This window comes from Amycolatopsis sp. cmx-11-32 (assembly GCF_047608695.1).
In the GTDB taxonomy this organism is placed as follows: Bacteria; Actinomycetota; Actinomycetes; order Mycobacteriales; family Pseudonocardiaceae; genus Amycolatopsis.
Window position 1 is genome coordinate 372,140 of sequence record NZ_JADNQN010000002.1, and the last position, 25,702, is coordinate 397,841.

At 68.1% G+C, this 25,702-nt stretch carries 24 protein-coding genes; 13 read left to right on the forward strand and 11 right to left on the reverse strand.

The annotated features are described in order from the left end of the window. Positions 1 to 16: 16 nt before the first annotated feature. On the forward strand, positions 17 to 916 hold the full coding sequence (locus tag ACM6LR_RS06505; protein WP_414936860.1) for a Gfo/Idh/MocA family protein: 900 nt from the start codon (positions 17 to 19) through the stop codon (positions 914 to 916). Positions 917 to 1,568: 652 nt separating this feature from the next. Continuing rightward, entirely contained in the window at positions 1,569 to 2,357 is a 789-nt protein-coding gene (locus ACM6LR_RS06510; RefSeq protein ID WP_414943385.1) for a GNAT family N-acetyltransferase, read from the forward strand. 22 nt (positions 2,358 to 2,379) lie between these two features. On the opposite strand, the gene arfB is transcribed toward ACM6LR_RS06510, so the two are convergent. The 6 genes from arfB to ACM6LR_RS06540 all read right to left on the reverse strand — a co-directional run bounded on the left by arfB (position 2,380) and on the right by ACM6LR_RS06540 (position 7,564). Further along, positions 2,380 to 2,811: an alternative ribosome rescue aminoacyl-tRNA hydrolase ArfB gene (arfB, locus tag ACM6LR_RS06515; protein ID WP_414943386.1), complete on the reverse strand. Its 432-nt coding sequence runs from the start codon at positions 2,809 to 2,811 to the stop codon at positions 2,380 to 2,382. Positions 2,812 to 2,858: 47 nt separating this feature from the next. Further along, the gene (purM, locus tag ACM6LR_RS06520; protein WP_414936857.1) at positions 2,859 to 3,929 is read right to left on the reverse strand and encodes a phosphoribosylformylglycinamidine cyclo-ligase; all 1,071 of its coding nucleotides are present in this window, start codon (positions 3,927 to 3,929) and stop codon (positions 2,859 to 2,861) included. A gap of 30 nt (positions 3,930 to 3,959) precedes the next feature. Next, the gene (gene purF / locus ACM6LR_RS06525) at positions 3,960 to 5,498 is read right to left on the reverse strand and encodes an amidophosphoribosyltransferase (RefSeq protein WP_414936856.1); all 1,539 of its coding nucleotides are present in this window, start codon (positions 5,496 to 5,498) and stop codon (positions 3,960 to 3,962) included. Between the two features lie 280 nt (positions 5,499 to 5,778). Next, the gene (locus ACM6LR_RS06530; RefSeq protein WP_414936855.1) at positions 5,779 to 6,180 is read right to left on the reverse strand and encodes a hypothetical protein; all 402 of its coding nucleotides are present in this window, start codon (positions 6,178 to 6,180) and stop codon (positions 5,779 to 5,781) included. Continuing rightward, positions 6,164 to 6,403 (reverse strand): DUF397 domain-containing protein, encoded by a 240-nt coding sequence (locus ACM6LR_RS06535; RefSeq protein WP_414936854.1) that lies wholly within the window; start codon positions 6,401 to 6,403, stop codon positions 6,164 to 6,166. The genes ACM6LR_RS06530 and ACM6LR_RS06535 overlap by 17 nt, the downstream gene beginning before the upstream one ends. Before the next feature lie 282 nt (positions 6,404 to 6,685). Further along, entirely contained in the window at positions 6,686 to 7,564 is an 879-nt protein-coding gene (locus ACM6LR_RS06540; RefSeq protein ID WP_414936853.1) for a helix-turn-helix domain-containing protein, read from the reverse strand. Between the two features lie 203 nt (positions 7,565 to 7,767). Between ACM6LR_RS06540 and ACM6LR_RS06545 the strand changes: the two genes are divergently transcribed. After that, positions 7,768 to 8,565: an SAM-dependent methyltransferase gene (locus ACM6LR_RS06545; RefSeq protein WP_414936852.1), complete on the forward strand. Its 798-nt coding sequence runs from the start codon at positions 7,768 to 7,770 to the stop codon at positions 8,563 to 8,565. 87 nt (positions 8,566 to 8,652) lie between these two features. Here ACM6LR_RS06545 and ACM6LR_RS06550 read toward each other — a convergent pair whose 3' ends face one another. Beyond that, positions 8,653 to 9,033 (reverse strand): sterol carrier family protein, encoded by a 381-nt coding sequence (locus ACM6LR_RS06550; RefSeq protein ID WP_414943387.1) that lies wholly within the window; start codon positions 9,031 to 9,033, stop codon positions 8,653 to 8,655. 53 nt (positions 9,034 to 9,086) lie between these two features. On the opposite strand from ACM6LR_RS06550, the gene ACM6LR_RS06555 reads away from it, so the two are divergent. The 6 genes from ACM6LR_RS06555 to ACM6LR_RS06580 all read left to right on the forward strand — a co-directional run bounded on the left by ACM6LR_RS06555 (position 9,087) and on the right by ACM6LR_RS06580 (position 14,631). Continuing rightward, entirely contained in the window at positions 9,087 to 9,713 is a 627-nt protein-coding gene (locus ACM6LR_RS06555; protein WP_414937123.1) for a type VII secretion system-associated protein, read from the forward strand. A 104-nt stretch (positions 9,714 to 9,817) separates the two neighbouring features. Continuing rightward, a complete protein-coding gene (locus ACM6LR_RS06560) occupies positions 9,818 to 10,648 on the forward strand; it encodes a lysozyme (RefSeq protein ID WP_414943388.1) in 831 nt (276 codons plus the stop codon). Positions 10,649 to 10,819: 171 nt separating this feature from the next. After that, positions 10,820 to 11,665: a lysozyme gene (locus ACM6LR_RS06565; protein ID WP_414936849.1), complete on the forward strand. Its 846-nt coding sequence runs from the start codon at positions 10,820 to 10,822 to the stop codon at positions 11,663 to 11,665. 164 nt (positions 11,666 to 11,829) lie between these two features. Then, on the forward strand, positions 11,830 to 12,675 hold the full coding sequence (locus ACM6LR_RS06570) for a Twin-arginine translocation protein TatA (RefSeq protein ID WP_414936848.1): 846 nt from the start codon (positions 11,830 to 11,832) through the stop codon (positions 12,673 to 12,675). A gap of 4 nt (positions 12,676 to 12,679) precedes the next feature. Next, positions 12,680 to 13,789, forward strand: a complete 1,110-nt coding sequence (locus ACM6LR_RS06575) for a pentapeptide repeat-containing protein (RefSeq protein WP_414936847.1) — start codon at positions 12,680 to 12,682, stop codon at positions 13,787 to 13,789. After that, a complete protein-coding gene (locus ACM6LR_RS06580) occupies positions 13,786 to 14,631 on the forward strand; it encodes a hypothetical protein (protein ID WP_414943389.1) in 846 nt (281 codons plus the stop codon). Before ACM6LR_RS06575 ends, ACM6LR_RS06580 begins: the two co-directional genes overlap by 4 nt. Positions 14,632 to 14,709: 78 nt before the next feature. On the opposite strand, the gene purL is transcribed toward ACM6LR_RS06580, so the two are convergent. Then, the gene (gene purL / locus ACM6LR_RS06585; RefSeq protein WP_414943390.1) at positions 14,710 to 17,034 is read right to left on the reverse strand and encodes a phosphoribosylformylglycinamidine synthase subunit PurL; all 2,325 of its coding nucleotides are present in this window, start codon (positions 17,032 to 17,034) and stop codon (positions 14,710 to 14,712) included. Positions 17,035 to 17,179: 145 nt separating this feature from the next. Here purL and ACM6LR_RS06590 point away from each other — a divergent pair, with 145 nt between their 5' ends. After that, positions 17,180 to 18,805: an ABC transporter ATP-binding protein gene (locus tag ACM6LR_RS06590; protein ID WP_414936844.1), complete on the forward strand. Its 1,626-nt coding sequence runs from the start codon at positions 17,180 to 17,182 to the stop codon at positions 18,803 to 18,805. A gap of 47 nt (positions 18,806 to 18,852) precedes the next feature. After that, positions 18,853 to 20,580: an ABC transporter ATP-binding protein gene (locus ACM6LR_RS06595; protein WP_414943391.1), complete on the forward strand. Its 1,728-nt coding sequence runs from the start codon at positions 18,853 to 18,855 to the stop codon at positions 20,578 to 20,580. 62 nt (positions 20,581 to 20,642) lie between these two features. Here ACM6LR_RS06595 and purQ read toward each other — a convergent pair whose 3' ends face one another. Beyond that, positions 20,643 to 21,320 carry a phosphoribosylformylglycinamidine synthase subunit PurQ gene (gene purQ / locus ACM6LR_RS06600; protein WP_076156231.1) on the reverse strand — a complete coding sequence of 226 codons (678 nt, stop codon included), beginning with the start codon at positions 21,318 to 21,320 and terminating at the stop codon, positions 20,643 to 20,645. Further along, a complete protein-coding gene (purS, locus tag ACM6LR_RS06605; RefSeq protein ID WP_414936841.1) occupies positions 21,317 to 21,556 on the reverse strand; it encodes a phosphoribosylformylglycinamidine synthase subunit PurS in 240 nt (79 codons plus the stop codon). Before purS ends, purQ begins: the two co-directional genes overlap by 4 nt. A 66-nt stretch (positions 21,557 to 21,622) precedes the next feature. Between purS and ACM6LR_RS06610 the strand changes: the two genes are divergently transcribed. Then, positions 21,623 to 22,396: a hypothetical protein gene (locus ACM6LR_RS06610; RefSeq protein ID WP_414943392.1), complete on the forward strand. Its 774-nt coding sequence runs from the start codon at positions 21,623 to 21,625 to the stop codon at positions 22,394 to 22,396. Between the two features lie 106 nt (positions 22,397 to 22,502). Further along, the gene (locus tag ACM6LR_RS06615) at positions 22,503 to 24,083 is read left to right on the forward strand and encodes a GMC family oxidoreductase (RefSeq protein WP_414943393.1); all 1,581 of its coding nucleotides are present in this window, start codon (positions 22,503 to 22,505) and stop codon (positions 24,081 to 24,083) included. A gap of 86 nt (positions 24,084 to 24,169) precedes the next feature. On the opposite strand, the gene ACM6LR_RS06620 is transcribed toward ACM6LR_RS06615, so the two are convergent. After that, the gene (locus ACM6LR_RS06620; protein WP_414936838.1) at positions 24,170 to 25,672 is read right to left on the reverse strand and encodes an aldehyde dehydrogenase family protein; all 1,503 of its coding nucleotides are present in this window, start codon (positions 25,670 to 25,672) and stop codon (positions 24,170 to 24,172) included. Between the last annotated feature and the right edge of the window lie 30 nt (positions 25,673 to 25,702).

Below are 25,702 nucleotides of genomic sequence, written 5' to 3' on the forward strand. Positions count from 1 at the left end.
ACCTAGACTCGGGGTCGTGGGACAGGGACAGCTGCGCGCGGGTCTGGTCGGTGCCGGTCCGTGGGCGAAGACGGTGCACGCGCCGGGCCTCGCCGATCACCCGGGTACGACGTTGAGCGCGGTCTGGGCCAGGCGCCCTGAAGCGGCCGCGGAGCTGGCGGAGGCGCACGGCGCCGAGGCCGTCGGCAGCTTCGAAGAGCTGCTCGACCAGGTGGACGCGGTCGCGTTCGCCGTGCCACCCGCCGTTCAGGCGGAGCTGGCGGTCAAAGCGGCCGAGGCGGGCAAGCACCTCATCCTGGAGAAGCCGATCGCCGCGGATCTCGACGGCGCGCGGCGGCTCGCGGACGCGGTCGAGGCCGCCGGCGTGGTCGGTCTCGTGGTCCTGATCTTGCGTTACTCGCCGATGACCCGGGACTGGCTCGACGGGATCAAGGAAGCGGGCGGGTGGCGAGGCGGCGGCGCGCGCTGGCTTTCGGGCGCGCTGCTCGGCGGGCAGTACCGGGATTCGGCGTGGCGACACGACTCCGGCGCGCTCGCCGACATCGGCCCGCACGCGTTCGATCTACTGGACGCGGCGCTCGGTGAAATCACCGACGTGCTCGCCGCCAACCGGACCGACGACGATCTGTGGCAGGTGCTGTTCGCCCACGCGGGTGGCGCGACCAGTACGGCGACCCTGTCGCTGCGGATGCCGATCCAGCCGACGGTCGTCGAAGTGACCGTTTACGGGGAGCACGGCTACCGCACGTTAGGGCGGAAACCGGGTTCCGCCGATGAGTCGTACACCGCGCTCCTGGACGATTTCGCCGCGATGGCCGCGAGCGGAACGACCTCGCACCCGTGTGACGTGCGTCGCGGACTGCACCTGCAGAAACTGATCGAACGCGCACGCGAACTCGCCGGGCACGGCAAGTAGTACACAGGTCCCTTACGAAGCTTTCCCTTATACGGCAACGCCTTCTCTCTGCCGCTTCACAGTTGTCCACAGGTTGTCCACAGGCTCCATTGTGGACGTTCACCGCCCTGACCCAAGCACGGGAAAGCCCTTTCCGCTACCGGAAAAGATCACCTCTTAGCGCGGTCGCCTCGCATACCGAGTCGATCTTTCGTTGACGATCACCGCGATTCCGTTCGCGTTACCCGGTTGGCCGGTGCTCGCGGGTATCGACGGCGGAGACAAGCCGACCGCTCCTCCGCCTCGGCGACCACCGCTGTGGACATGGCGCTTGTGCTGGTCTGCTTCCTGGGCGTTGTGCCTGGTCACGATGCCGGTGACCGACGCGCAGGGCAGCAGGCTGGACCTCGAACCCGGCACCGACCTGCGCCTCGCGCCGAGCGACAGCGCCGTGGTCGGCGCCGCCCGCAAGGCCGGTAAACCACTTGACCGCCGTGCGAAGGTGATCGCGAAAGCCCTGCCTACGGGCTTTGTCCAGTCAAGAAAGAGGGATGCCTCATGCCTGACGCCTTCAGCGGCGTCGGCACGAGCTAGCCGGCGCCCACGCCAGCTCCACCACGCACGCGGGTCTTCCCGTGCGTCCCTTTTTCTTGCCCGAAAGGCATGGCGACCAGTGCTTTCCGAGACCATCAGTGCTCTGCAGTCCTATATCCGCGTCACCGCGGCGAAGTACCGCGAAACCGAGCGGATCGGGCCCTTCCTGGCCACGTACTACCTCGAGGCCGACAGCCCCTTTCTCAACTACGCGATCCCCGATGACGGCGCCGTCCCCACTTCGGGCGACGTCGCCCGGCTCACCGAGGCGTTCCGCGAGCGCGGACTCGTGCCGCGCCTGGAGTTCCTGACCGAAGCGGTTCCGGCAGCCGAGGCGGTGCTCGTCGAGGGCGGGTACACCCTGGAGCGGCGGGTCCCGCTGATGATCTGCGCTCCGGAGCAGCTCGTCGAGCAGCCGAAACCGGCTGGGATCAGCTTGTTCACCCCGAAGACGCCCGAAGAGTTCCGGAAGATGATCCAGGCGCAGAACCTCGCCTTCGGGGAGACCGATCCCGATCAGCACCTCGACCCGTCACCGGATCAGCTGAGCGGCGAGACGATCTCGGTCATGGCGCTCACCGAAGCCGGTGAATGTGCCGGCGGCGGAGTCGCGACGGCGATCCAGGACGGCGCCAGTGAAATCGCCGGCATCGGGGTGATCGAGGGGTACCGGAGCCGCGGGATCGCGGCGGCGATGACGGAGTACCTGACCCGTGAGGCCCATTCACGGGGCGGGCGTTCGGTGTTCCTGACACCGGGCGCCGGGCAGGCGGAACGCGTCTACGGCCGGGTCGGTTTCGAGACCGCGGCCGAGTGCGTGCACCTGTCGGTCCCTGTCGGCGGAGCAGGGGTCCACCTCGACGAGTGACCACCCGCGGACCACTGGAAACTCAGTCGTCCGAGTAGCCGCCGCGGCGGGTCCGTTTGACCTCACCGCGGCGCTTCTTCGAGGCCAGGCGGCGTTCCTTCGAACCCCGTGAGGGTTTGGTGGGACGCCGCTTGGCGGCCGGTGGCGCCGACGCGTCCACCAGGAGCATGACCAGCCGCGCCCGCGCGGCTTCCCGGTTCATCAGCTGGGAGCGGTGTTCCGACGCGGTGATCGTGACGACGCCGTCGACCAGGCGCGACGAAAGCCGGTCCAGCATCCGGGCCCGGAGGTGTTCCGGGATCGAAGCCGAACCGGCCACGTCGAAGGAGAGTTCGACCCGCGAGTCCGTGGTGTTCACGCCCTGCCCACCCGGACCCGACGACCGGGAGAACCGTTCGCTCAAATCGGTGCCCGGGATCACGAACCGGGTGCCGACCACCACGTCATCAGCCACGGGCCCAGTGTGACATCAGGGGGAAGACCATTTTTGTCTCTGCGCGGTCAGAAGCGCGGGTGGTCGCCGGAGAGCACGGCGCGCGGGCCATCCGGGTCTTCCGCGGGCTGCACGTCGCCAAGGATCCACGCCGGCACGTGCCGCGCGGTCAGCATCGCCAGCGCGCGATCGACATCGTCGGCTCCGACGATCGCGACCATGCCGACACCCATGTTGAAGGTCTTCTCCAGTTCGGCGCGCTCGACCTTGCCGCGGTGTCCGATCAGGGCGAAAACCGGCGCGGGGGTCCAGGTGCCGCGTTCGAGCTTCGCGACCAGGCCGCGCGGCATGACGCGGGCGAGGTTCTGCTCCAGCCCACCGCCGGTGACGTGCGCGAACGCGCGGACATCGGCCTCGGCCACCAGCGCGAGACAGTCCTTCGCGTAGATCCTGGTCGGCTCCAGCATCTCCTCGCCCAGCGAGCGGCCGAACTCCTCGACATGCCCGTCGAGCGGCATGCGCGCGATGTCCAGCAGCACGCGCCTGGCGAGCGAGTAACCGTTGGAGTGCAGGCCGGACGAGCCGAGCGCGAGGACGACGTCGCCGGGGCGGACCCGCTCCGGACCAAGCACCTTCGACGCCTCGACGACGCCGATGCCGGTGCCTGAGAGGTCGTAGTCGTGCTCGCCCATCAGGCCCGGGTGCTCCGCGGTTTCGCCGCCGAGCAGCGCGCAACCCGCCTGAACACAACCCTCGGCGATGCCGCCGACCAGCGCCGCGATCTTCTCCGGCACGACCTTGCCGACGGCGATGTAGTCCTGCATGAACAGCGGCTCGGCGCCGGTGACGACCAGGTCGTCGACGACCATCGCGACCAGGTCGATGCCGACGGTGTCGTGCTTGTCGAGCGCCTGCGCGACAGCGATCTTGGTGCCGACCCCGTCGGTCGACGAGGCCAGCACCGGCTCTTTCCACTTGTCCAGCTTCAGGGAGAACAGCCCGGCGAAACCGCCGACCCCGCCCATCACCTCGGGCCTGGTGGCCCTTTCGGCGTGCGGTTTGAGCAGCTCAACGGCTTTGTCACCGGCGTCGATACTGACCCCGGCGGCGGCGTACGTGGCGCTCGTGGACTCGCTCACGGAAGCGGACTCCAACTCTGGAAGAAAGGACTAGGGACGCCGGATGGCGTCCTCAGCACCGTACCCGGCAGGGCTGACAGGCTTCGCCGCGCCATTGACCGAGTCCAGGCTCTCCAGCAGGTGCTTCCCGATCAGGGCGTCCTCGGGGAGCGCGATCGGGTACTCGCCGGAGAAGCACGCGGTGCACAGTCGTGACTTCGGCTGCTCCGAAGCCGCGACCAGCCCGTCCAGGGAGATGTAGCCCAAGGTGTCCGCGCCGATGGACCGGCGGATGCCGTCGAGGTCGACGCCGTTGGCCACCAATTCGGCGCGGGAAGCGAAGTCGATGCCGTAGAAACACGGCCAGCGGACGGGCGGTGAGGCGATCCGGACGTGCACCTCGAGCGCGCCGGCCTCCCGCAGCATGCGGACCAGCGCGCGCTGGGTGTTGCCGCGGACGATGGAGTCGTCGACCACGACGAGCCGCTTGCCGCGGATGACGTCACGCAGCGGGTTCAGCTTCAGCCGGATGCCCAGCTGGCGGATGGTCTGCGACGGCTGGATGAAGGTGCGGCCGACGTAGGCGTTCTTCACCAGGCCGGTGCCGTAGGGAATGCCGGAGCCCTGCGCGTACCCGATGGCGGCCGGGGTGCCGGATTCGGGCACCGGCATGACCAGGTCGGCGTCGGCCGGGTGCTCGGCGGCCAGCTTGCGGCCGATCTCGACGCGGGTGGCGTGCACGCTGCGGCCGGCGATCGAGGTGTCGGGCCGCGCGAGGTAGACGTACTCGAAGACGCAGCCCTTGGGCTCGGGGTTCGCGAACCGCGAGGAGCGCAGGCCCTCGGCGTTGATCGCGATGAGCTCACCGGGCTCGACCTCGCGGACGAACGACGCACCGCAGATGTCCAGCGCGGCCGTCTCACTGGCGACCACCCAGCCGCGTTCGAGCCTGCCGAGCACCAGTGGGTGCACACCGTGCGGGTCGCGGGCCGCGTACAAGGTGGACTCGTCGGCGAAGACCAGGCAGAACGCGCCCTTGAGGGTGGGCAGCAGTTCCAGCGCGGCGGCCTCGATGCCCCTGTCCGCGGCGTTGGCCGCGAGCAGTCCGCACACCAGGTCGGAGTCGCTGGACGAACCGGTCAGGCCGAGGTGCGGTTTGATGCCGGCGGCGACCGTGCGATCGCGCAGTTCGGCGGTGTTGACCAGGTTTCCGTTGTGCGCGAACGACAATCCGCTGCCGGTGGCGGTGGTACGGAAGATCGGCTGCGCGTTTTCCCAGATGGTCGCGCCGGTGGTCGAATAGCGGCAGTGCCCGACGGCGATATGTCCCTGCAGCGACTGCAGGACCTGCTCGTCGAAGACCTGACTGACCAGGCCGAGATCCTTGAAGACGACGATCTGCGAACCGTCGGAGACCGAGATGCCGGCCGCTTCCTGGCCGCGGTGCTGAAGTGCGTAGAGCCCGTAGTAGGTCAGCTTCGCGACCTCTTCTCCGGGCGCCCAGACACCGAACACACCGCATTCCTCACGGGGTTCCGGATCGGGCTGGTCGGTCACGGGCTGTCCGGCGAGGGACGGGTCGGAAACCACCGAGGTGCTCCCAGGGAGAAGAGGGTAGGCCGCCACCAGTGTAAACGGTGAGCCGGAGATCAACGCGTCGTGCGACGTGGCACTGGACACGCTTCAGTCGATGACAGTAAGTGACCCCGCGTCTGCGATCGACGCCGGGGTCATCCCATCGCGTTCAGTGACCGTGGGTGACGGGCGGGTGTCAAGACCCGTCACTCACGACCCCCGACCAGCCGACCGCTCCCCCTCGACAGAGGCGGTCGACTGTGCAGTGGGGTGTCGGAGATCAGCCGGCCGCTTTTCACCCGGCGGCTAGCCACTTGGACGTGCCGCCGCGACCAGGGACCCAGCAGCCCTTGGACGCGGTCTCCGAAGGGAACAGTGAGCCGGGCGTCCGTTCGTCCGGGAGCGCGAGCAGTGCCGTCAGCACCGTCGCCGCGTCGCCGGCAAACCGCCACAGCCACACCTCGGGCTGGAGGATGTCCTCCTCGGTACCGGGCATGCGGGTCGCCACGACGTCGTCCTCGGCGTTGAGCCGGACCACGTCGACCACGTTGTCGTGGACTCGCACGCCGACCACGGCTGTGACCTCGCCGTTCGCGTCGCACGGGTGCACGAACTGGTATCCGCGGTGGATCAGCTCCTGCAAACCGCTTTCGATATCGGTGATTTCCGCGGTGATGGTGTCACCTGAGAACGTCATCGAATTCGCCGTCCTTGGCACCCGCGAGGAACGCGGCCATCTCGGCCTGGGTGTAGATCAAGGCGGGGCCGGTCGGGAAGCGCGAGTTGCGCATCGCGATCTCGCCGGACGGGAGCGGAGCCACCTCGACGCAGTTGCCGATCGCGTTGCTGTAGCTCGCTTTGCGCCAAGGCGCCCCGGTAAGACGATCGGCCGGGATGCCGTTGTCGAATTGTTCAGCCATGGTCCCCACCTTCCCCGACTCAAGACTTCGGGCGATGCATCTGCATGTGCATTTGCCTGTGATCCCAAAGTTAGCACGTGTGACTGCAACGGTAAATGCACGTGCAGAATTTTTTGCAGAATTCGCGTGCAGTGAGAACTCGATCCCCGCCCGTCCCCCAAACGGGTGAGGCCGCGCCTCCCCAAGAGGTGAACGACTACCAGTCATCACGGGCTTTTTGCGCGCAGGCAAGAAAATCCCGGCCGTCACCAGTACGGCGAAGAGCCCACAACGGTGAGTGACTCAGATTTCCGCGCGGCGCTTCAGGAGCATCTGACGGCTGCGGTCCGGCGTCTCCGCGTCGACCGCGAGCATGTCGAGCGCCCGGCTGTACCGCTCGATCTCGTCGCGCTTGTCGATGTAGTGCGCGCCGGTCAGATATTCGGTGTAGGCGATGTTCGGCAGTTCCTCTTCCGCGAACCTGAGCAGCGAGAACGCGCTGTCGGCGGAGTAGCCGCTCCGGTCGAACGGGAGGATCTGGACCGAGATGTTCGGCTGCAGGATCATCTCCAGCAGGTAATCGATCTGGCCCTTCAGCACCTCGCGGTCGCCGATCGGGCGATGGAGCACCGACTCGTCGAGCACCAGCCACAGCCGCGGCGCGTCCGGCCGGGACAACATCTTCTGCCGCCGCATCCGCAGCGCGACCCGGCGATCGACCTGCTCGTCGACCATGTCCTTGCGGCCGTGGCTCATGATGGCCCGCGCGTAGGCCTCGGTCTGCAGCAGACCCGTGACGTACAGCGGCTCCCAGACCTGGATCCGGGCCGCGGCCTCTTCGAGTCCGACGAGGTCGTTGAACCAGCTCGGCATCAGGTCGCCGTAGCGGCGCCACCAACCCGGCTCGTTCGACTCCTTGACCATGTCGAGGAACTGCTGCCGATCGTCGGGATCGGTCATCCCGTACATGGTCAGCAGGTCGGCGACGTCGCGTTCCTTGAAGCCGACGCGGCCGAGTTCGAGACGGCTGATCTTCGACTCGGAACCGCGGATGCTGTAGCCGGCCTCCTGGCGCGTGATCCCCGCGTCCTCGCGCATCCGCCGGAGCTGTGAGCCGAGGATCATCCGCCGCGCGGTGGGACCCAGTGACTGCTCACCGCCGGGCGGGTTGACCGCGTTCATCGACCGGGGACCTTTCGTATGTCTCTATTCACCAGGGGATCAAGCCGACTACTCAAAGTACACGTTTGGGCCTCGACACGACAGGGATGGCTCGGTTTACCCGCCGCGTACGTGGTTCTACTCTACGTAGAGTCCGAGACTTCCGACACAGTTTTGTGAGGTTCAAGATGCCCGACGCCCCGCCCCGGACGGAACGAGTACCTGTGGGTGTCGACCCGACCCGGGCCAGCATCGCCCGGGTATACGACGCCTTCCTTCTCGGCAAGGACAACTACGAGATCGACCGGGAAGTGCTGCGGAAGGTCCAGCAGGCCGCCCCCGAGGCGCAGGACCTGGCGACCGAGAACCGCGGCTTCCTGATCCGCGCGTGCCGGTTCGTCGCCAGCCAGACGGGCATCACCCAGTTCCTCGACCTCGGATCCGGCCTCCCGACCGCCGAGAACACGCACCAGGTCGTGCAGCGGATCAACCCGGAGATCAAGGTCGTCTACGTCGACAACGACCCGGTGGTGCTCGCACACGGGCGCGCTCTCCTGGAAGAGAACGAGAACACGCACTTCGTCTCGGACGACATCTTCGAGCCGGAGCGGATCCTGGAGAACCCGGACATCCTCCGACACCTCGACTTCTCGCGGCCGATCGCGTTGCTGCAGCTCGGGACCCTGCACCACTACAACGGGCCGAAGGAAGATCCGGCCAAGATCATGAAGAGGTACATCGACGCGCTGCCCTCGGGTTCGTACGTGGCGATCTCGCACTTCTCCGACCCGCAGGACGAGCTGTCCGAGGTCGCCCGCAAGATGGAGGACTTCTTCATCCACAGCCCGATGGGCTCGGGCACCTTCCGTACCAAGGCCGAGATCGAGGAGCTGTTCCACGACCTCGAGATGGTCGAGCCCGGCGTCAAGCTGTGCGCCGACTGGTGGCCGGACGGCCCGCGGATCAAGGAGCTGAACACGGCTCAGCGGACGATCTCGGGCGGGATCGGCCGGAAGAAGTAGGACCCCCGCCTCACGAGTGAGATGAACGGGGCTTTCCTCTCGAAGTTTGAGAGGAAAGCCCCGTTCATCTCCTCAAGGGGCCAAGGTTCAGAGGCGGACCAAGGGTAGCCAGCGGGCCAGATCGGCCCTGCTCCCGGAGGCGGTGACCCGCCCCGACTCGACGGCGTCGGCCCAGCCGAGCTGCCCGGTCGCCAGTTCCAGCCACGTGCGCGGATCCGTTTCGACGACGTTCGGCGGCGTCCCGCGCGTATGCCGCAATCCTTCGACGCACTGCACAGCCGCGAACGGTGGCACCCGCACTTCGACACTCTTCCCTGGCGCGTCCGCGGCCAGCGTCCGCAGGCTCAGCCGCACCGCCGCGGCCAGGTCTGGACGGGCCGGATCCGGACTGGATCCGCTCAACCAGGGGAAAATCGCCATGATCGCGGCACGTAACTCAGCGGGGTCGACCGAACGCGAAGAGGCCATGGAAGAACAGTAGAGTGAGCGCGAACAAACCTTCAGGCACCCGGAACGTGGGGATGGCGATGGCGCAGCGGGACGAGGCGGATCGGTTGGCGTCGAGCCCGGCGGGCAAGCTGAAACCGGGGAAGCCGAAGATCACCGAAGAGATGCGCGCCAACGCCAGGGCCAACCCGAACAGCTGGCTGTATGTCATCGACGAGGCCTTCGACCCCGACGGCCCGGTGCCGTCCTGGGCGGTCGTCGGCGCGTATCCGGTGAACGGCGCGGGCGAGATCGTCGAGGACTTCCATTCCAACGACCGGTACCGCCCCTCGCCAAAGGCGCTCGGCTTCCCGGAACCACGCAACGAACTCGAGCAGTTGCTGCAGCTGGTGCGGACGAACCATCGCCCGGCCGCCGACCTGCCGCGGGTCTTCCTCGACTCGACGCTGTTCGTCTACGCCCTTTCGCCGGTGCAGCGCACGGTCATCGGCTTCCACGACACCGACGGCCGGGTGCTCGTGCCCGCGTACACGGCCAAGGCGCTGGTCCCGCGCGAATGGCCGCACGCCCGCGCGGTGCTGGGCCGGGACATGGTCCCGTTGCTGGCCGGGCATCCGGTGGCCGTCAATCCGCACGATCGGCTCACCGCCATCGTCGGATCGGAGCACCTCGACAAGGCCCTTTCGGACGAGCGTCGTTAGGGCTCGATTAACCCACTCGGCCCAATTTATTCAGGTCGAGCGCAACTCTTTCGGGTGATGTTCGAGTCGCTGATTCCCTTTTCACGGGGGATCGTGGCGACGTGATGAGTCGCAGAGTGTGTTCAAAAGGCTGGGGGGCCGTCCTCGCGGCGGGGGTCTTGCTGCTCGCACAGACCCCTGCCGTGGCACAGGAAACCGGGCCCAGATACGACGGGGCCGAGGAGCACTACGCGGGCTCGCAGATCGCGTTGCACGAAGGCGTCAACTCGGCCCTCGGGCCGCTGTACGGCGGCGAGGGACAGACCCTCGGCCACGATGTCAGCGGACATCAGGGCGACGTCGACTGGCCCGGCGCGGCCAGGACCGGCGCGAAGTTCGTCTACGTCAAGGCGACCGAGGGCACCGGATTCGTCAATCCCCGGTTTCCCCAGCAGTACAACGGTTCCTACGGCGTCGGCCTGGTCCGCGGCGCGTACCACTTCGCACGCCCCGACATCTCGGACGGCGCCTCGCAGGCGCACTACTTCGTCGACCACGGCGGCGGCTGGTCCGGTGACGGCAAGACCCTGCCGGGCGCGCTCGACGTCGAGTACAACCCGTACGGCGAAACCTGTTACGGCAAGACGGCCGCGCAGATGGTCGCGTGGATGGCGTCGTTCGCCGAGACCTATCTGTGGCGGACCGGGCGGCATCCGACGATCTACACGTCGACGAGCTGGTGGAAGCGCTGCACCGGCAACAGCAACTTGTTCTGGCAGAACCCGTTGTGGGTCGCGCGCTACCACACGGAGATCGGCGAGCTGCCCGCCAGCTGGAAGACCCAGACCATCTGGCAGTTCGCGGACAGGGGCAGCCTGCCAGGCGACCAGAACTGGTTCAACGGCGCGGAAGATCGAGTACGCGCGTTGTCGGTCGGCTCAACACTCACCCGTTGAGTGTTACAAGATCACAAAGCACCGCCAAGATGGAAATGAAAATCACCCACGCGTAGCACCAATTTCACGGAAGTTAGTGACAAACCCGGCACTCGTCGTCAACAATCGTGCCCGGACGGCTACCTGCAAATAGTCGTCCTCAGCGAGGGTTATCCGTGAAGGGATTGTCGTATGCGCACTTCCCGAAGAATCGCCATCGCCGTCGGCTCCGCGCTGCTCCTGCTGGGCAGCACGGTCCAGGCGTCGGCCGCCCCGTCTCCGGAGATCATGTCGATCGACCAGGATCTCCAGCGGAACGACCACACGATCGGATCGCAGATCCGGCGGGTGGAAGGCGACACCTCCACCCCGGAGTCCAAGGAGAGGGCGGCGCGGCCGCAGCCTGAAGCCGGGGTGCTCGCGACCGTCGCGGGGATGGACGTCGCCAGCTACCAGAAGAACGTCGACTGGGGCTACTGGTGGGGCCAGGGCAAGCGTTTCGTGTGGACGAAGGCCACCGAAGGCACCAGTTACAAGAACCCGTACTTCGCCCAGCAGTACAACGGTTCCTACAGCCAGGGCTTCATCCGCGGCGCGTACCACTTCGCCCTGCCCAACGTCTCCGGTGGCGCTGCGCAGGCGGACTTCTTCATCAACAACGGCGGAGGCTGGTCCAAGGACGGCAAGACCCTGCCGGGCGCGCTGGACATGGAGTACAACCCGTACGGGGCCACCTGTTACGGCTTGAGCCAGGCGTCCATGGGGGCATGGATCCGGGCGTTCCACGATCGTTACCAGGCGCGCACCGGCCGCTGGCCCGTCATCTACACCTCGACGAGCTGGTGGAACACGTGTGTCGGATCGGCGCAGAACTTCGGTGGCACGGTCCCGCTGTGGATCGCGCGCTACGCCTCCACCGTGGGTGCGCTGCCGTACGGCTGGGGCTTCTACACCGTGTGGCAGTACACCTCCAGTCCGCTCGACCAGAACACCTTCAACGGCGCATACGACCGCTTGCAGGCACTGGCCAACGGCTGAGCTGCGCATTTCGTGAAGAAGCGGCTCCCGGCCTCGGCCGGGAGCCGCTTTCGCGCGCGAGGTACCTTCCCCCTGAAACCCCTGGCACGGGCGGATCCGGAACCAGCGCCGACCGCCTGCCGTCTGATCTCCAGCCTCAGGCCCCAGTACGGAAGGCGAGACCGATGACCTACCCACCCCAGCCAGGCCAGCCCTACGGCCAAGATCCCCAGGGGCAGCAGCCCGGCGGTCATCCGCAGCAGGGTGGCTGGGACCAGACCCAGCAGTACGGTCAGCCTCAGCAGTACGGACAGCAGCAGGGCTGGGACCAGACCCAGCAGTACCAGCAGCAGCCCCAGCAGGGCTGGGACCAGACGCAGCAGTACCCGCAGCAGCAGGCAGGCTGGGATCCGAACGCGCAGCAGCAGGGCTGGGACCCGAACAACCCGGGCTACCCGCAGGGTTACGGCGGCCCGCCCGCGCCGCCGCCGAAGAGCAAGACCGGGCTGATCATCGGGATCGTGATCGGCGTGGTCGTGCTGATCGCGTTCGGTGTCACCGGTTTCGTCGCGCCGGGCTTCCTGCTCAGCAAGGACGAAGGCAACAACACGGCCGCGCCGCCGCCGGCGTCGTCCAGCAAGGCCCCGACTTCCGCGCCGAAGAGCAGCCCGAAGTCGAGCGCGCCCAAGAGCAGCCCGAAGAGCACCGAAAGCGGGGGTGCGGGCTCCGAAGGCAACCCGAAGGGCGTCCAGAACCTCAAGGACTTCCTGGCCAAGGTGAGCGCCGGCGACAAGGCCGGGGCGCTGTCGCTGGTCTGCGCGGACATGAAGGCGACCATGGGCGACTCGATCGACATCATGGCCCCGGCGCCGTCGCAGCTGGAGGTCACCTCGACCGCGGGCATCGGCGACGGGTTCATCACCGGTGACATCGAGGGCACGGTCAAGGGCAAGAAGGTGAGCGGATCGGGGATCTCCTCGGACGACAACCCGGACAAGTCCTTCTGCGTCCGCAACTTCTTCGTATTCTGAGCAGATGAAGCGGTTGCTCCGCTCTCCACTGCTCTGGACGTTCGTCGTCTCGCTCGTGCTGCTGCTCGCCGTCGGCGGCTGGTTGCTGACCGATCCGGCGACCAGCCGCAGCGAGGCACTCAAGACCGGCGGCATCGCCGGCGGCGCCATCGTCGCGCTCTACGCGTTGTGGCTCAACGACCGGCGGCGCCGGGTCGAGGAGCGGCGGCAGGAAATCGAGCGGCAGCGGCAGGAACTCGAACTGCGGCGGGCCGACCAGGACCGGGACCGGATCTCGGACGAGCGGTTCGCGAAGGCCGTCGAACTGTTGGGACACGACGCCGACCAGGTGCGGGTGGGAGCCCTGCACGCGCTGGCCGGGCTGGCCCGCGGCCGGGCGATCTACACACAGACCGTGCTGGACATCCTGTGCTCGTACCTGCGGCGGCCGTTCACGCATCCGCGATACAAGGACGAGGCGAAGCCTCCGGGGAACAAGCCGCCCAAACCCGGTGACCCGGAGCAGGAGCAGGAACTCCAGGTGCGGCAGGCCGCCCAGCGGCTCATCGGGGAACTGCTCCCGGCCGCGGATTCCGAGGGCACGCCGGGGTACGACCTCGATCTGACCGGGGCGGTGCTGGAGTACTTCGACCTTTCGGACCGGAAGATCGGCAAACTGCTGCTCCGCTACGGCGGGCTGTACAGCAGCACCAACCTTTCCGGCTGTGTCTTCCTCGGACCGGTGTACCTGACCGGCGCGGGTACCGCCGTCGACAAGCGGATCGGGTATTTCCGGTGCAACGGAACGAAGTTCTCGCAGCGGGCGTGGTTCAGCGGAGTGCGGTTCGCCGAAGACGCCGAGTTCCGCGGCACGGTGTTCGCGGGAGAGACGTCGTTCAAGGACAGCGTTTTCGCGAAGAACGCGGACTTCGGCGAGTCCGAGTTCAGGAACACGCTGGATCTGCGGCGCGCCCGGTTCGAGGGCTTCGGCGACCTGAAGTTCCGCAAGGCGCCGGAATCGGTGTCGCTGTACAACACGACGGTGGAACCGGCCAAGGATCACGAACTCCCGCCAGGCTGGGTCATCGAGAACCTGCCCGACGGCCGCGCCCGGCTCATGGTGAAGGACGGATGAAGCGCCTGCTGCGGTCACCGCTGCTGTGGACGTTGCTGTCCTCGGTCGCGGTGCTGGTCGGAGTGACCGCCTGGCTGCTGACGGATCGCGCGACGAGCCGCGGTGACGCGCTCAAGACCGGCGCCCTCGCCGGCGGGGCGATCGCCGCGCTCTACGGTCTCTGGCTCAACGACCGGCGGAGACGGACCGAGGAGGGCCGGCACGAGATCGAGCGGAGCCGGGTCTCGGACGAGCGCTTCGCCAAGTCGATCGAACTGCTGGGCAACGAGGCAGACCAGGTCAGGGTGGGGGCGATGCATTCGCTCGCGGGGCTGGCCAGGGCGCGGCCGGAGTACCGGCAGACGGTGCTCGACGTGCTGTGTGCCTACCTGCGGCGGCCGTTCGACCATCCGAAGTTCAAGAGTGACACCAAGTGGGTCACGGAAAACCGGGCCGAGGCCGAACGCGAACGGCTGGTCCGGCGCGCGGCCGAACGGCTGATCCGCGACGTCCTGCCGCACGCCGGGACCACCGGTCCGACCTTCGGGCTCAACCTCAGCGACGCGCGGATCGACAAGCTGGAACTGACGGCGAGGCGGGTCGGCTGGTTCGGCGCGGATCGCAGTGAGGTGCTGCATCATCTCGTCCTCGAGAACGCCGAACTCGCCGGGAAGTTCTCGCTCAACCACGCGACAATCCGCGGCCAGCTCAGGCTCACCGGGGCAACCTTCAAACGACGGGTGCAGATGGACGGCCTGACCGTCGAAACCCCGGTCGACTTCAGTACAACCGCTTTCGCGGAGGCACCGTTGCTGGAGGGCGCGAAGTTCGCGCCCGGTTCGGTCCTGGCCAAAGAGAGCTGAAGGACGCTTTCCCCGCATGTGATGGGGGGGAAAGCGCCCTTCACCGCGTCCTATGCGGGGAAAGTCCCCTTCAGCTCCTCAGTCGAAGAGCGCGGGAAGCGTGCGCTCCCAGGGCTCCCGAAGCTCGTCCAGGGTGAACTCGGTGAGGTCCTGGAGTTCGAGCGAACCCGATTCCGGGTCCACCACACCGGTCTTGCGCCACGGCAGGCCGCGCGCGGTGAGCATCTCGGTGAACCGCAGTTCCTCGGTGCGCGGCACGGCGACCAGTACCCGGCCCGCGGATTCGGAGAACAGCTGCACGAACGGATCCTGCTCCGCGTCGAGGAAGACACGGGCACCGCACTGTCCGATGAGGACGGTCTCGACGAGGGTCTGGATCAGGCCGCCGTCGGAGATGTCGTGCGCGGCGGAGATCATGCCGTCGCGTGAACCGGCGATGAGGATGTCGGCGAGCAGCTTCTCGCGCGCCAGATCCACGCGAGGCGGGCGGCCGCCGAGGTGGCCGTGCAGCTCGCGCGCCCAGGCGGAGCCGTCGAGCTCGTCGTAGGTCTCGCCCAGCAGCAGCAGGGTTTCCCCGGCCTCCGCACCGATACCGGTCGGGATGCGGCGGGTGACGTCGTCGATCACGCCGAGCACGCCGACCACCGGGGTCGGCAGGATGGCCGTGTCACCGGTCTGGTTGAAGAAGCTGACGTTGCCGCCGGTGACCGGGATGCCGAGTTCGACGCAGCCGTCGGCGAGACCGTGCACGGCCTGCTCGAACTGCCACATCACACCCGGGTCGGTCGGCGCGCCGAAGTTCAGGCAGTCCGACACCGCGACCGGTTTCGCGCCGCTGGTGGCGACGTTGCGGTACGCCTCGGCCAGTGCGAGCTTCGCGCCCTCGTACGGGTCGAGGAAGACGAACTTGCTGTTGCAGTCGGTCGAAACGGCGACGCCGCGGCCGGTCGACTCGTCGATCCGGATGACGCCGGAGTCAGACGGCTGCGCGAGCACGGTGTTGCCGCGCACGTAGCGGTCGTACTGGGAGGTCACCCATTCCTTCGACGCCTGGTTCGGCGACGAGATCAGTTCGAGGATGTCGGCGCGCAGTTCGTCCGAAGTGGACGGACGCGGCAGCTTCGCCGAGGTGTCGGCCTGCAAGGCGTCCTGTGTGGACGGACGCTGGATGGGGCGGTCGTACACCGGGCCCTGGTGTGCCACGGTATGCGCCGGGACGTCGACGACGACCTCGTCGTTCCAGGTGATGACCAGGTGCTCGCCGTCGGTGACCTCGCCGATGTCGGTGGCGATGACGTCCCACTTCTCGCAGACCTTCATGAACGCCTCGACGTTCTCCGGCGAGACGACCGCGCACATGCGCTCCTGCGACTCGCTGGAGAGCACCTCCGCCGGGGTCATCCCGGTGGCCCGCAACGGAACCCGGTCGAGGTAGATGTGCATACCGCCGTCACCGGCCGCCGCCAGCTCCGACGTCGCGCAGGAAAGCCCGGCGCCGCCGAGGTCCTGGATGCCGACGACGAGCTTCTGGGCGAACAGTTCGAGACAGCACTCGATGAGCACCTTCTCGGTGAAGGGGTCGCCGACCTGGACGCTCGGCAGCTTCTTGCGGCCGCCCGAGGATTCGTCGCCGGAGAAGGTGTCACTCGCCAGCACGGACACGCCGCCGATGCCGTCGAGGCCGGTACGCGCGCCGAACAGGATGATCTTGTTGCCCTTGCCGGAGGCGAAGGCGAGGTGCAGGTCCTCGACGCGCATCGCGCCGACGCACAACGCGTTGACCAGCGGGTTGCCGGAGTAACTCGGGTCGAACACCAGCTCGCCGCCGATGTTCGGCAGGCCGAGGCAGTTGCCGTAGCCGCCGACGCCGGCGACCACACCGGGCAGCACACGGCGGGTGTCGGGGGCGTCGGCCGGGCCGAACCGCAGCGCGTCGGCCACGGCCAGCGGGCGCGCGCCCATCGCCATGATGTCGCGCACGATGCCGCCGACGCCGGTCGCGGCGCCCTGGTACGGCTCCACATAGGACGGGTGGTTGTGGCTCTCGACCTTGAAGGTGACCGCCCAGCCCTCGCCGATGTCGACGACGCCCGCGTTCTCGCCGATACCGGCGAGCATCTTCTCCTTCATCTCGGGAGTGGCTGTCTCACCGAAGTAGCGCAGGTGCTTCTTCGAGGACTTGTACGAGCAGTGCTCGCTCCACATCACCGAGTACATCGCCAGTTCGGCGTCGGTCGGACGGCGGCCGAGGATCTCCCGGATGCGGGCGTACTCGTCGTCGGCGAGGCCGAGCTCGACGTACGGCTGGGTCTGTTCGGGGGTCGCTCCGGCAAGTGCGGTGGTGTCGACGGGGATGTCAACGGTGCTGGTCACGGTGTCCACATCAGGGTTCGCCACGGCCATCAGATTAGGCCAGTGGAGCGGAGCTTCTCCGTTGAGGGTGGTGGCGGGGGCATGGATGGAGTAGGTGAGGGGTCTGTTCACCCTGCCGTCGCCCACGGATAAATCGGTCGCGCCGACGACGGTGATCCGCTTACCGTCGACAATCGTGCTTTCCGCCACTTATCCCCTTCCGCGACTGAGGCTGCCCGCCAAGCCGACCGCCTGGCGCTACCTGGTCGCGATGATGCTCGCGCGCCCGGGACTGCTCGCCGTGTCGGCGATCAGTGGTGCGCTCTGGTCGTTGCCGATCGCCTTGCTGCCGGTCGCGATCGGCAGGGGCATCGACGCGATCGGACGCGGCGACAGTGACTCGGTCTGGCTGTGGGGTCTGGCGGCGGCCGGGCTCGGGATCGCGCAGACGCTCGCGGGCACGGTGCAGCATTTCGCGTCCTACGGCTGCTGGATCCACGGCGCCGGGGTCACTCAGCGCCTGGCCACCGAGCACGCCGCGAAGCTGGGCGCGAACCTGCGGGACACGACCACCACCGGTGACGTGGTCGCGATCACCACCAGCGACATCAATCCGATCGGTGACTCCTTCGAGGTACTCGGCCGGGCCTTCGGTTCGCTGATCGCATTCATCGTTTGCGCGACGGCGCTGCTGACGACATCTCCACTGCTGGGTGTGGTCGCGCTGGTCGGCGTCCCGCTGGCGGTGGTGGGCATCGGCCCGATGCTGAAGCCGCTGGAGAAGCGCCAGACGAAGCAGCGCGAGGAGAAGACCGAGGTCAACGCGCTGGCCGCGGACATCGTCTCCGGCCTGCGGATCCTTCGCGGTGTCGGCGGCGAGAAGCAGTTCCTCGACCGCTTCCGCCGCTCCAGCCAGCGAGTCCGCGTGGCCGGTGTCCAGGTCGGGCGCAGCGAGGCGTGGCTTTCGGCGGCGGAGGTCGCGCTGCCGGGCCTGGTCACGGTGGTCATCACCTGGCTGGGCGCGCAGCTGGCGATCAACGGCACCATCGGCGTCGGCGAGCTGATCACGTTCTACGGCGTCTCGGTGTTCCTGGTGGTGCCGGTGACGACGGCGACCGAGTTCGCGGGCGTGCTGAGCGCCGCGCTGGTCTCGGCGCGGAAGGTGTGCAAACTGCTGTCCACCGAACGCACGCTCGCCGAACCGGAGTCCCCGCGGCCGCTGCCGGAAGGCCTGCTGGAGCTGTACGACGAGACGTCCGGGATCAGGGCCGAGGCCGGAAAGCTGACCGTGATCGACGTCGGTGCCGATGCCGAGGCGGTGGCTTCGCGGATGGCGCGGTTCACCGATCCGAGTGAACCTGCTCTCTGCGGCGGGGTCCCGGTGGACCAAGTCGCCCTCGGCGAACTGCGGCGGCGGGTGGTCTTCGCGCACAACCAGGACATCTGGTTCTCCGGGGTGCTGCGCGAGCAGGTCACCCCCGCGGAGCCTGGCGACGTCGAGATCACCGAAGCGCTGTACGCGGCGGACGCCGAAGACATCGTGGACGCGCTGCCCAACGGCGTCGACGAGGTGATCGGCGAACGCGGACGTGAGGTTTCCGGCGGTCAGCGGCAGCGGCTGAACCTGGCCCGCGCACTGGCGACCGACGCCGACGTCCTGCTGCTCGACGAGCCGACTTCGGCCGTCGACGCGCACACCGAAGCTCGCATAACCGAACGCGTCGCGAAGCTGCGGCGCGGCAAGACCACCGTCGTGTTCAGCCAGAGTCCACTGTGGACACATGTCGCCGACGAGGTCGTGAGTACGCAAGTGGTGGCCTGAAGACGGAGTCGCCGCGTCCGCCACCTCGGGGGTAAGGAAATCACAGCATGAAAAAGCTGCCGCTGGCAGACAAGCAAGACGTCCGAAGATGGATCAAGGAGACCGCGCGGGACAACAAGCGTGAGTTCTCCGTGATGCTCGGCCTGTTCTGCGTCGCGACCGCGATCGGGCTGGCCGGGCCGCAACTGCTGGGCGCGCTGGTGGACGAGGTCGCCGGAGGCACGACGACCACCACGATCACCTGGATCGCGATCGCGTTCGTGGCCGTGCTGGGCGCGCAGGCGTGGTTCAAGGGACTGGCGCGGCTGCGCGCTCGGGTGTTCGGCGAACGGATCCTGGCGCACAACCGCGAGGAGTTCGTCGGCAACGCGCTGGACCTGCCACTCGGCACGGTCGAGGCGGCGGGTACCGGTGACCTGCTCAGCCGGGCGACCACCGACGTCAGCCGCATCGACCACGCGGTGCGCCACGGCGCGCCCGAGATCTTGATCGCCGCGGTCACCGTGGTGTTCACCGTGGTGGCGATGGTGCTCACGTCACCGTTCCTGGCGCTCGGGCTGCTGGTCGCGCTGCCGCTGCTGGTGCCGGTGAACATCTGGTACCAGCGGCGGGTGCCGGACGTGATGCGGCGGATGCTGGACCGGTGGTCCGAACTGCAGTCGGCCACGCACGAGACCGCGGAGGGCGCGCGGACCGCCGAAGCGCTGAACCTGACCGGCCGCCGCGTGCGCGCCGGGCACGACGGCCTCGACGAGGCGATGCTGGGCGAGCGCAAGATCCGGGCACTGCAGATGTGGTGGATCCCGTCGCTGGAAATCAGCTACGTGCTGCCGGTGCCGGTGATGCTCGGGCTGGGCCTGCTCGCCTACTCGAACGGCTGGGAAGGGCTCGGCACGATCACCGCGATGCTGCTGTATTCGCAGGTCATGACCGGTCCGCTGAACGAGGCGCTGTTCTGGCTCGCGGACATGCAGGTCGCCGGGGCCTCGCTGCGCCGGTTGCTGGGCGTGCGGCCCACCACTGTCGCGGATACTTCCGGCGAGCCTCCGCGCGGCCAGGACATCGAGGTCCGCGACGTGCGCTTCGGCTACAACGCGGACCGCGAAGTGCTGCACGGCATCGACCTGCGAGTGCCGCGCGGCGAGCGGCTGGCGATCGTCGGGCCGTCGGGTGCGGGCAAGTCGACCCTCGGCAGGCTGCTGGCCGGGATGTCGGCGCCGACGTCGGGTTCGGTGCGGATCGGCGGGGCCGAGGTGTCAACACTGCCGGACGACGTCCTGCGCGGCGAAATCCTGCTGCTGACCCAGGAGCACCACGTGTTCGCGGGAACGCTGCGGGACAACCTGACGCTGCCCGCCGGGGACTGGTCCGACGCTCGACTGCTGGCCGCGCTGGCCTCGGTCGGCGCTTCGGAGTGGGTGGCCGGGCTGCCGGACGGGCTGGACACGAAGGTCGGGGCCGGGGCGACGGCGGTTCCGGCGGCGATGGCGCAGCAGCTGGCGCTGGCGCGAGTGGTGCTGGCCGACCCGCACACGCTGGTGCTGGACGAAGCGACGTCACTGCTGGACACCGGTTCGGCGCGGGAGCTGGAGCGGTCGTTGAGCGCGGTGCTCGAGGGGCGCACGGTGATCGCGATCGCGCACCGGCTGCACACCGCGGCCGCGGCGGACCGGGTCGCGGTCATCGAGGGCGGCCGGGTCACCGAGCTGGGCTCGCACTCGGATCTTCTTGCGGCGGGTGGGCCCTACGCGGCTCTGGTGGCCGCGGCGTCCTGAAATGCTATGAACGGTCCGTTACTTGCAAAATTTGCAAGTAACGGACCGTTCATAGCACGCCGCTAAGCGGAAACGAGGGCGTCCACGGCGCTGTAGAACATGCCGAGGCCGTCATCGGAAGGCCCGGTGAGGGCGTCGATGGCGTGCTCCGGATGCGGCATGAGCCCGACCACGCGGCCGTTCTCGCTGCGGATGCCGGCGATGTCGTTGCGCGAGCCGTTCGGGTTGCCGCCCACGTAGCGGAACACCACGCGGCCCTCACCCTCCAGCTCGTCGAGGGTGGCCTGCTCGGCGACGAAGCAGCCGTCGATGTTCTTCATCGGGATGAGGATCTCGGCGTCTTTTTCGTACCGGGTGGTCCACGCGGTGTCGTTGTTCTCGACGCGCAGCCACTGGTCGCGGCAGATGAAGTGCAGACCCGCGTTGCGGATCATCGCGCCCGGCAGCAGCCCGGCCTCGCACAGGATCTGGAAGCCGTTGCAGATGCCCAGCACCGGCATGCCCTTGTGGGCGGCTTCGATCACCGACGACATCACCGGCGCGAACCGCGCGATGACGCCGGCGCGCAGGTAGTCGCCGTAGGAGAAGCCACCGGGGACGACGACCGCGTCTACACCCTTGAGGTCCTCGTCGGCGTGCCACAGCGGCACTGCTTCGGCGTCGGCGTAGCGGGCCGCGCGGGCCGCGTCACCGTCGTCGAGCGTGCCGGGGAAGGTGATGACCCCGATCCGGGCGCTCACGCCTCGACCCGCTTGATGGTCCACTGCTCGATCACCGGGTTCGCGAGGAAGCCCTCGGCGATCTTTTCGAGCGTCGCATCGTCGACGGAGTCGTCGACCTCGATCTCGAAGTGCTTGCCCTGACGGATCTCAGCGATCCCGGTGAAGCCGAGACGACCGGCCGCGCCGAGCGCGGCCTGCCCCTGCGGGTCGAGGATTTCGGGCTTGGGCATGACGTCGACGACGACTCGGGCCACGGCAGGCCGCTCCTTATTCACGCAGGTCGTGGGTACCGCCCGAGCCTACTTCACTACGGTTGCCGCATGACCTACGGGCAGTACGCGCCGCCGAAGAAGCCGAAAACCTGGCTCTGGATCATGCTGACGCTGGTCTTGGTCCTGATCGCGGGCAGTGTCGCGTTCACCGGTTTCGTGACGCCGGGCTTCTTCGAGACGAAGGCCGATACCACCTCACGTGCGACGCCGGAGCAGCTGAGCCAGTCGTTCGTGAACGGCGTCGCCGAAGACCGCGTGAGTCAGCTCTGGTGCGACATCCGGTCGAAGCGGTCTTACAGCTTCGAGCAGACCATGGCCGTCTCCGAGGACGCGCAGCTCAGCACGCCCGCGCGTCAGCGCGCGGACCAGGAGTACTCGGCCGCGTTCACCGCCGCGGGACTGACCGTCGGAATCGCGATGATCCCCGGCGAGGGCGGCTGGTGCGTGCGCGACGCCAAGGTCGGTGGCGAGCCGGAGCCACTGCCGGGCATCGAGACGAAGCCCGCGCCCCGGCCGGCCGTGAAGACCGGTGAGGAGGCGGGGACCAAGTTCGTCGACGCGATCAACGCGCGCGACATCCCGGCCGCGTTGTCCGTGCTGTGCGGGGAGGTGCCCGACACGACCCGCGACGGCGTGCAGCAGATCATCCACGGCGAGGCGAGGTACACCGTCGAGAAGGCCGACGTGCTGACCACCGCCGAACAGACGATCCTGCACCTCTCCGGTCTCGTGGACGGTGTGCAGAAGCCAGGGCGGGTCGAGACCGAGGACGGCGCAGACGGCGGCCCCTGCGTGACCTCTTTTTCACCCGACTCCGACTGAGCGCGCCCCAATCCTTCGACTGGGGGATGCTCGGAGCGCGGCGCTGGGCCAAGATGAGCCCATTGGCGGGGCGCCAATACCCGGGTGAGCAGCAGCAGGAGGCACCGTGGCCGATCAGGACTCCTTCGACTACGTCATCGTCGGCGCGGGCAGCGCGGGATGCGTGCTGGCGAACCGGCTGAGCGAGGATCCGTCAGCGCGGATCCTCCTGCTCGAAGCGGGCGGCGAGGACGACGCCGACGAGATCCACATCCCGGCCGCGTTCCCCGGGCTGTTCAAGACGAAGTTCGACTGGAACTACGAGACGGTCGAGCAGAAGCACACCGGCAAAACCCTGTACTGGCCGCGCGGGAAGACACTCGGCGGCTGCTCCTCGATCAACGCGATGATCTACATCCGCGGCAACCGCGCGGACTACGACGGCTGGCGCGACGGGCACGGCGCCGAGGGCTGGGGCTTCGACGACGTCCTGCCGTACTTCAAACGGGCGGAGGGGAACCAGCGGCTCGGTGGGCCGTTGCACGGCACCGACGGGCCGCTGAACGTCGAGGACCGTCGCTTCACCCACGAGCTTTCCCAGGCCTGGGTGGATTCCGCGGTCGCATGGGGACTCAAGCGCACCGACGACTTCAACGGTGAGTCGCAGGAAGGCGCCGGCGTCTACCAGGTGACATGCAAGAAGGGCCGCCGCTGGTCGGCCGCCGACGCGTACCTGCGGCCCGCGTCGACACGGCCGAACCTCACCGTACGGACCAACGCGCAGGCGACACGCGTCGTCTTCGAAGGCACGCGCGCGGTCGGCGTGTCCTATTTGGACAAAGGTACCGAGACGACGGTGCGCGCGTCCACCGAGGTCCTGCTCAGCGGTGGCGCGGTGAACTCGCCACAGCTGCTGATGCTTTCCGGTGTCGGCCCGGCGGAACACCTGCGGGAACACGGGATCGACGTCGTGGCCGCTCTTCCCGGCGTCGGCGACAACCTGCACGACCACCCGGCCTGCGGGATCATCTGGTCGACCCGCGGCACCACCGATCTGGTGGACGCGGCGACGCCGGGCGGCCTGGTGCGCTACCAGCTCACCAAACGCGGCCCGCTGGCCTCGAACATCGGTGAAGCGGGCGCGTTCTTCCCCGCCGCGGACGGTGTTTCGCCGCCGGACATGCAGATCCACGTCGCGCCGACGTTGTTCTACGACAACGGGATGCGCGAACCGACAGTGCCGGGCTTCACGTCGGCGGCGACGCTCGTGGATGTCGCGAGCCGGGGCCGTCTGCGGCTGAAGTCGGGAAATCCTCTGTGGAAGCCCGAAATCGACCCGGCCTACTACGCCGAGTCCGTGGACATGGAGAAGATGCTGGCAGGCCTGCGGGCCCTGGTCGAGATCGGGAAGTCCGGTCCGCTGGCGCGCTACCTGGACAAGCCGTTCCTGCCGGAGCGGCAGGACCTGACCGACACCGAACTGGCCGACTACGTGCGCGAGAAGACGCAGACGCTGTACCACCCGGTGGGGACCTGTTCGATGGGGACGGGCGAGAACGCCGTCGTCGACCCGTCGCTGAAGGTGCACGGGGTGGAGGGACTGCGGGTGGTGGACGCGTCGGTGATGCCGGTGGTGCCGCGCGGGAACACGAACGCGCCGACGATCATGGTGGCGGAGAAGGCCGCGGACCTCATCCGGGGTGCGTGACCGGCGAACTCTCGTGATCAGACGGCGATCACGTGTGATTGGACGGACAACAGCGTGTTGTCCGTCCAATCACGCGAGTTGCGGGGTCAGCGTTTTCCGTGCAGGACGGTGATCAGCTTCGCCACCAGGGCGTCGGTCTTTTCCTTGCGGGAGAACGAGGTCAGCACGATCGGCGCGGTGAATCGCTGCCGCGCGACGGCTTTCGGCCGGGCGAACTCGCGCAGTCCTTCCGGGCCGTGGATCCGGCCGAAGCCCGAATCGCCGACGCCGCCGAAGGGCAGCGAAGCGATACCGGCGAAGGAGAGCGGCGCGTTGATCGACGTCATGCCGGTGCGCAGGCGGGCGGCGAGTTCCATGCCGCGCGACTTCGAGAACACCGTCGAGCCGAGGCCGTACTTGGTGTCGTTGGCCTTCTCGACGGCCTCGTCCATGTCGCGGACCTTGGCGATGGTGACGGTCGGGCCGAACGTCTCCTCCTTGACCGCCGAGGAGTCCTCCGGCACGTCGACGAGCACCGTCGGCTGCACATAGCGGTCGCCGACCGCGTCGACACCACCGACCAGTGCCTTGCCGCCGCGTTCGATGGCGTCCGTGATGTGCCGCTTGATCACCGCGAGCTGCGAAGGCATCGTCACCGGGCCGTACTGGGCCTCAGCGTCCGAGCCGGCCCGCACGTCCTTCGCCTTTTCGACGACCTTCGCGACGAACTCGTCGTGCACCCGCTCGTGGACGTACACGCGCTCGACGCCGATGCAGGTCTGACCCGAGTTGGAGAACGCTCCCCACACGGTCGCGTCGGCGGCGGCCTCGAGGTCCGCGTCCGCGTCGACCAGGACCGCGTCCTTGCCGCCCGCCTCGATGATCACCGGCGTCAGTCTTTCGGCGGCCGCGGCCATGATCTTCTTGCCCGTGCCGGTCGACCCGGTGAAGGCGATCTTGTCGACGCCTCCGCCGACGAGCGACGCGCCGGTCTCGCCGAAGCCGGTGACCAGCTGCAGCACCGGCCATTCCGGGACGACCTCGTTGAAGGCGTCGACCAGCCATTTCCCGACACCCGGCGTGTACTCGCTCGGTTTGAAGACGACGGTGTTGCCCGCGGCGAGGGCGTAGGCGATGGAGCCGAGCGGGGTGAACACGGGGTAGTTCCATGGGCCGATCACGCCGACGACGCCGAGCGGCTGGTACTCGACCGTTGCTGCCTGGTTCGACATCATCAGCCCGGCCGCGCGACGCTGCTTGCCGAGGATCTTGCGCGCGTTCTTGCCCGCCCACGCGATGTGCTCGATGGCTAGGACGCTCTCCAGCTGCGCGTCGGCGATCGGCTTGCCGGTCTCGTCGCGCACCACCTGGCACAGCTGCGGCAGCCGCCGGGTGATGACGCCCTTCCAGCGGCGCAGACGCTCCGCGCGGCCGTCGTAGCCGAGCGCGGCCCACCATGCGGCGGCGTCCTTCGCGCGGGCGACAACGGCGAGGACGTCCTCCCTGGTGTGCACCGGGTAGGTGCCGACGACCTCGTCGGTCGCCGGGCTGAGGGAATCGAAGGTCTCCCCCACGCTGTGCGCGGTCGGCTTCGGCTGGACTGCGGTCATCGACTTCTCCCGTGTCTCGGCTCAAAGCCC

Excerpts from the sequence above, each read along its gene's own strand:
- ACM6LR_RS06550 (WP_414943387.1), bottom strand. The coding sequence starts at position 9,033 with ATGGCCTCTTCGCGTTCGGTCGACCCCGCTGAGTTACGTGCCGCGATC.
- ACM6LR_RS06565 (WP_414936849.1), top strand. The coding sequence starts at position 10,820 with ATGCGCACTTCCCGAAGAATCGCCATCGCCGTCGGCTCCGCGCTGCTC.
- ACM6LR_RS06555 (WP_414937123.1), top strand. The coding sequence starts at position 9,087 with ATGGCGATGGCGCAGCGGGACGAGGCGGATCGGTTGGCGTCGAGCCCG.
- ACM6LR_RS06570 (WP_414936848.1), top strand. The coding sequence starts at position 11,830 with ATGACCTACCCACCCCAGCCAGGCCAGCCCTACGGCCAAGATCCCCAG.
- ACM6LR_RS06610 (WP_414943392.1), top strand. The coding sequence starts at position 21,623 with ATGACCTACGGGCAGTACGCGCCGCCGAAGAAGCCGAAAACCTGGCTC.
- ACM6LR_RS06575 (WP_414936847.1), top strand. The coding sequence starts at position 12,680 with ATGAAGCGGTTGCTCCGCTCTCCACTGCTCTGGACGTTCGTCGTCTCG.
- ACM6LR_RS06595 (WP_414943391.1), top strand. The coding sequence starts at position 18,853 with ATGAAAAAGCTGCCGCTGGCAGACAAGCAAGACGTCCGAAGATGGATC.
- purL (WP_414943390.1), bottom strand. The coding sequence starts at position 17,034 with ATGGCCGTGGCGAACCCTGATGTGGACACCGTGACCAGCACCGTTGAC.
- ACM6LR_RS06535 (WP_414936854.1), bottom strand. The coding sequence starts at position 6,403 with ATGGCTGAACAATTCGACAACGGCATCCCGGCCGATCGTCTTACCGGG.
- ACM6LR_RS06580 (WP_414943389.1), top strand. The coding sequence starts at position 13,786 with ATGAAGCGCCTGCTGCGGTCACCGCTGCTGTGGACGTTGCTGTCCTCG.
- ACM6LR_RS06540 (WP_414936853.1), bottom strand. The coding sequence starts at position 7,564 with ATGAACGCGGTCAACCCGCCCGGCGGTGAGCAGTCACTGGGTCCCACC.
- ACM6LR_RS06530 (WP_414936855.1), bottom strand. The coding sequence starts at position 6,180 with ATGACGTTCTCAGGTGACACCATCACCGCGGAAATCACCGATATCGAA.
- ACM6LR_RS06620 (WP_414936838.1), bottom strand. The coding sequence starts at position 25,672 with ATGACCGCAGTCCAGCCGAAGCCGACCGCGCACAGCGTGGGGGAGACC.
- ACM6LR_RS06560 (WP_414943388.1), top strand. The coding sequence starts at position 9,818 with ATGAGTCGCAGAGTGTGTTCAAAAGGCTGGGGGGCCGTCCTCGCGGCG.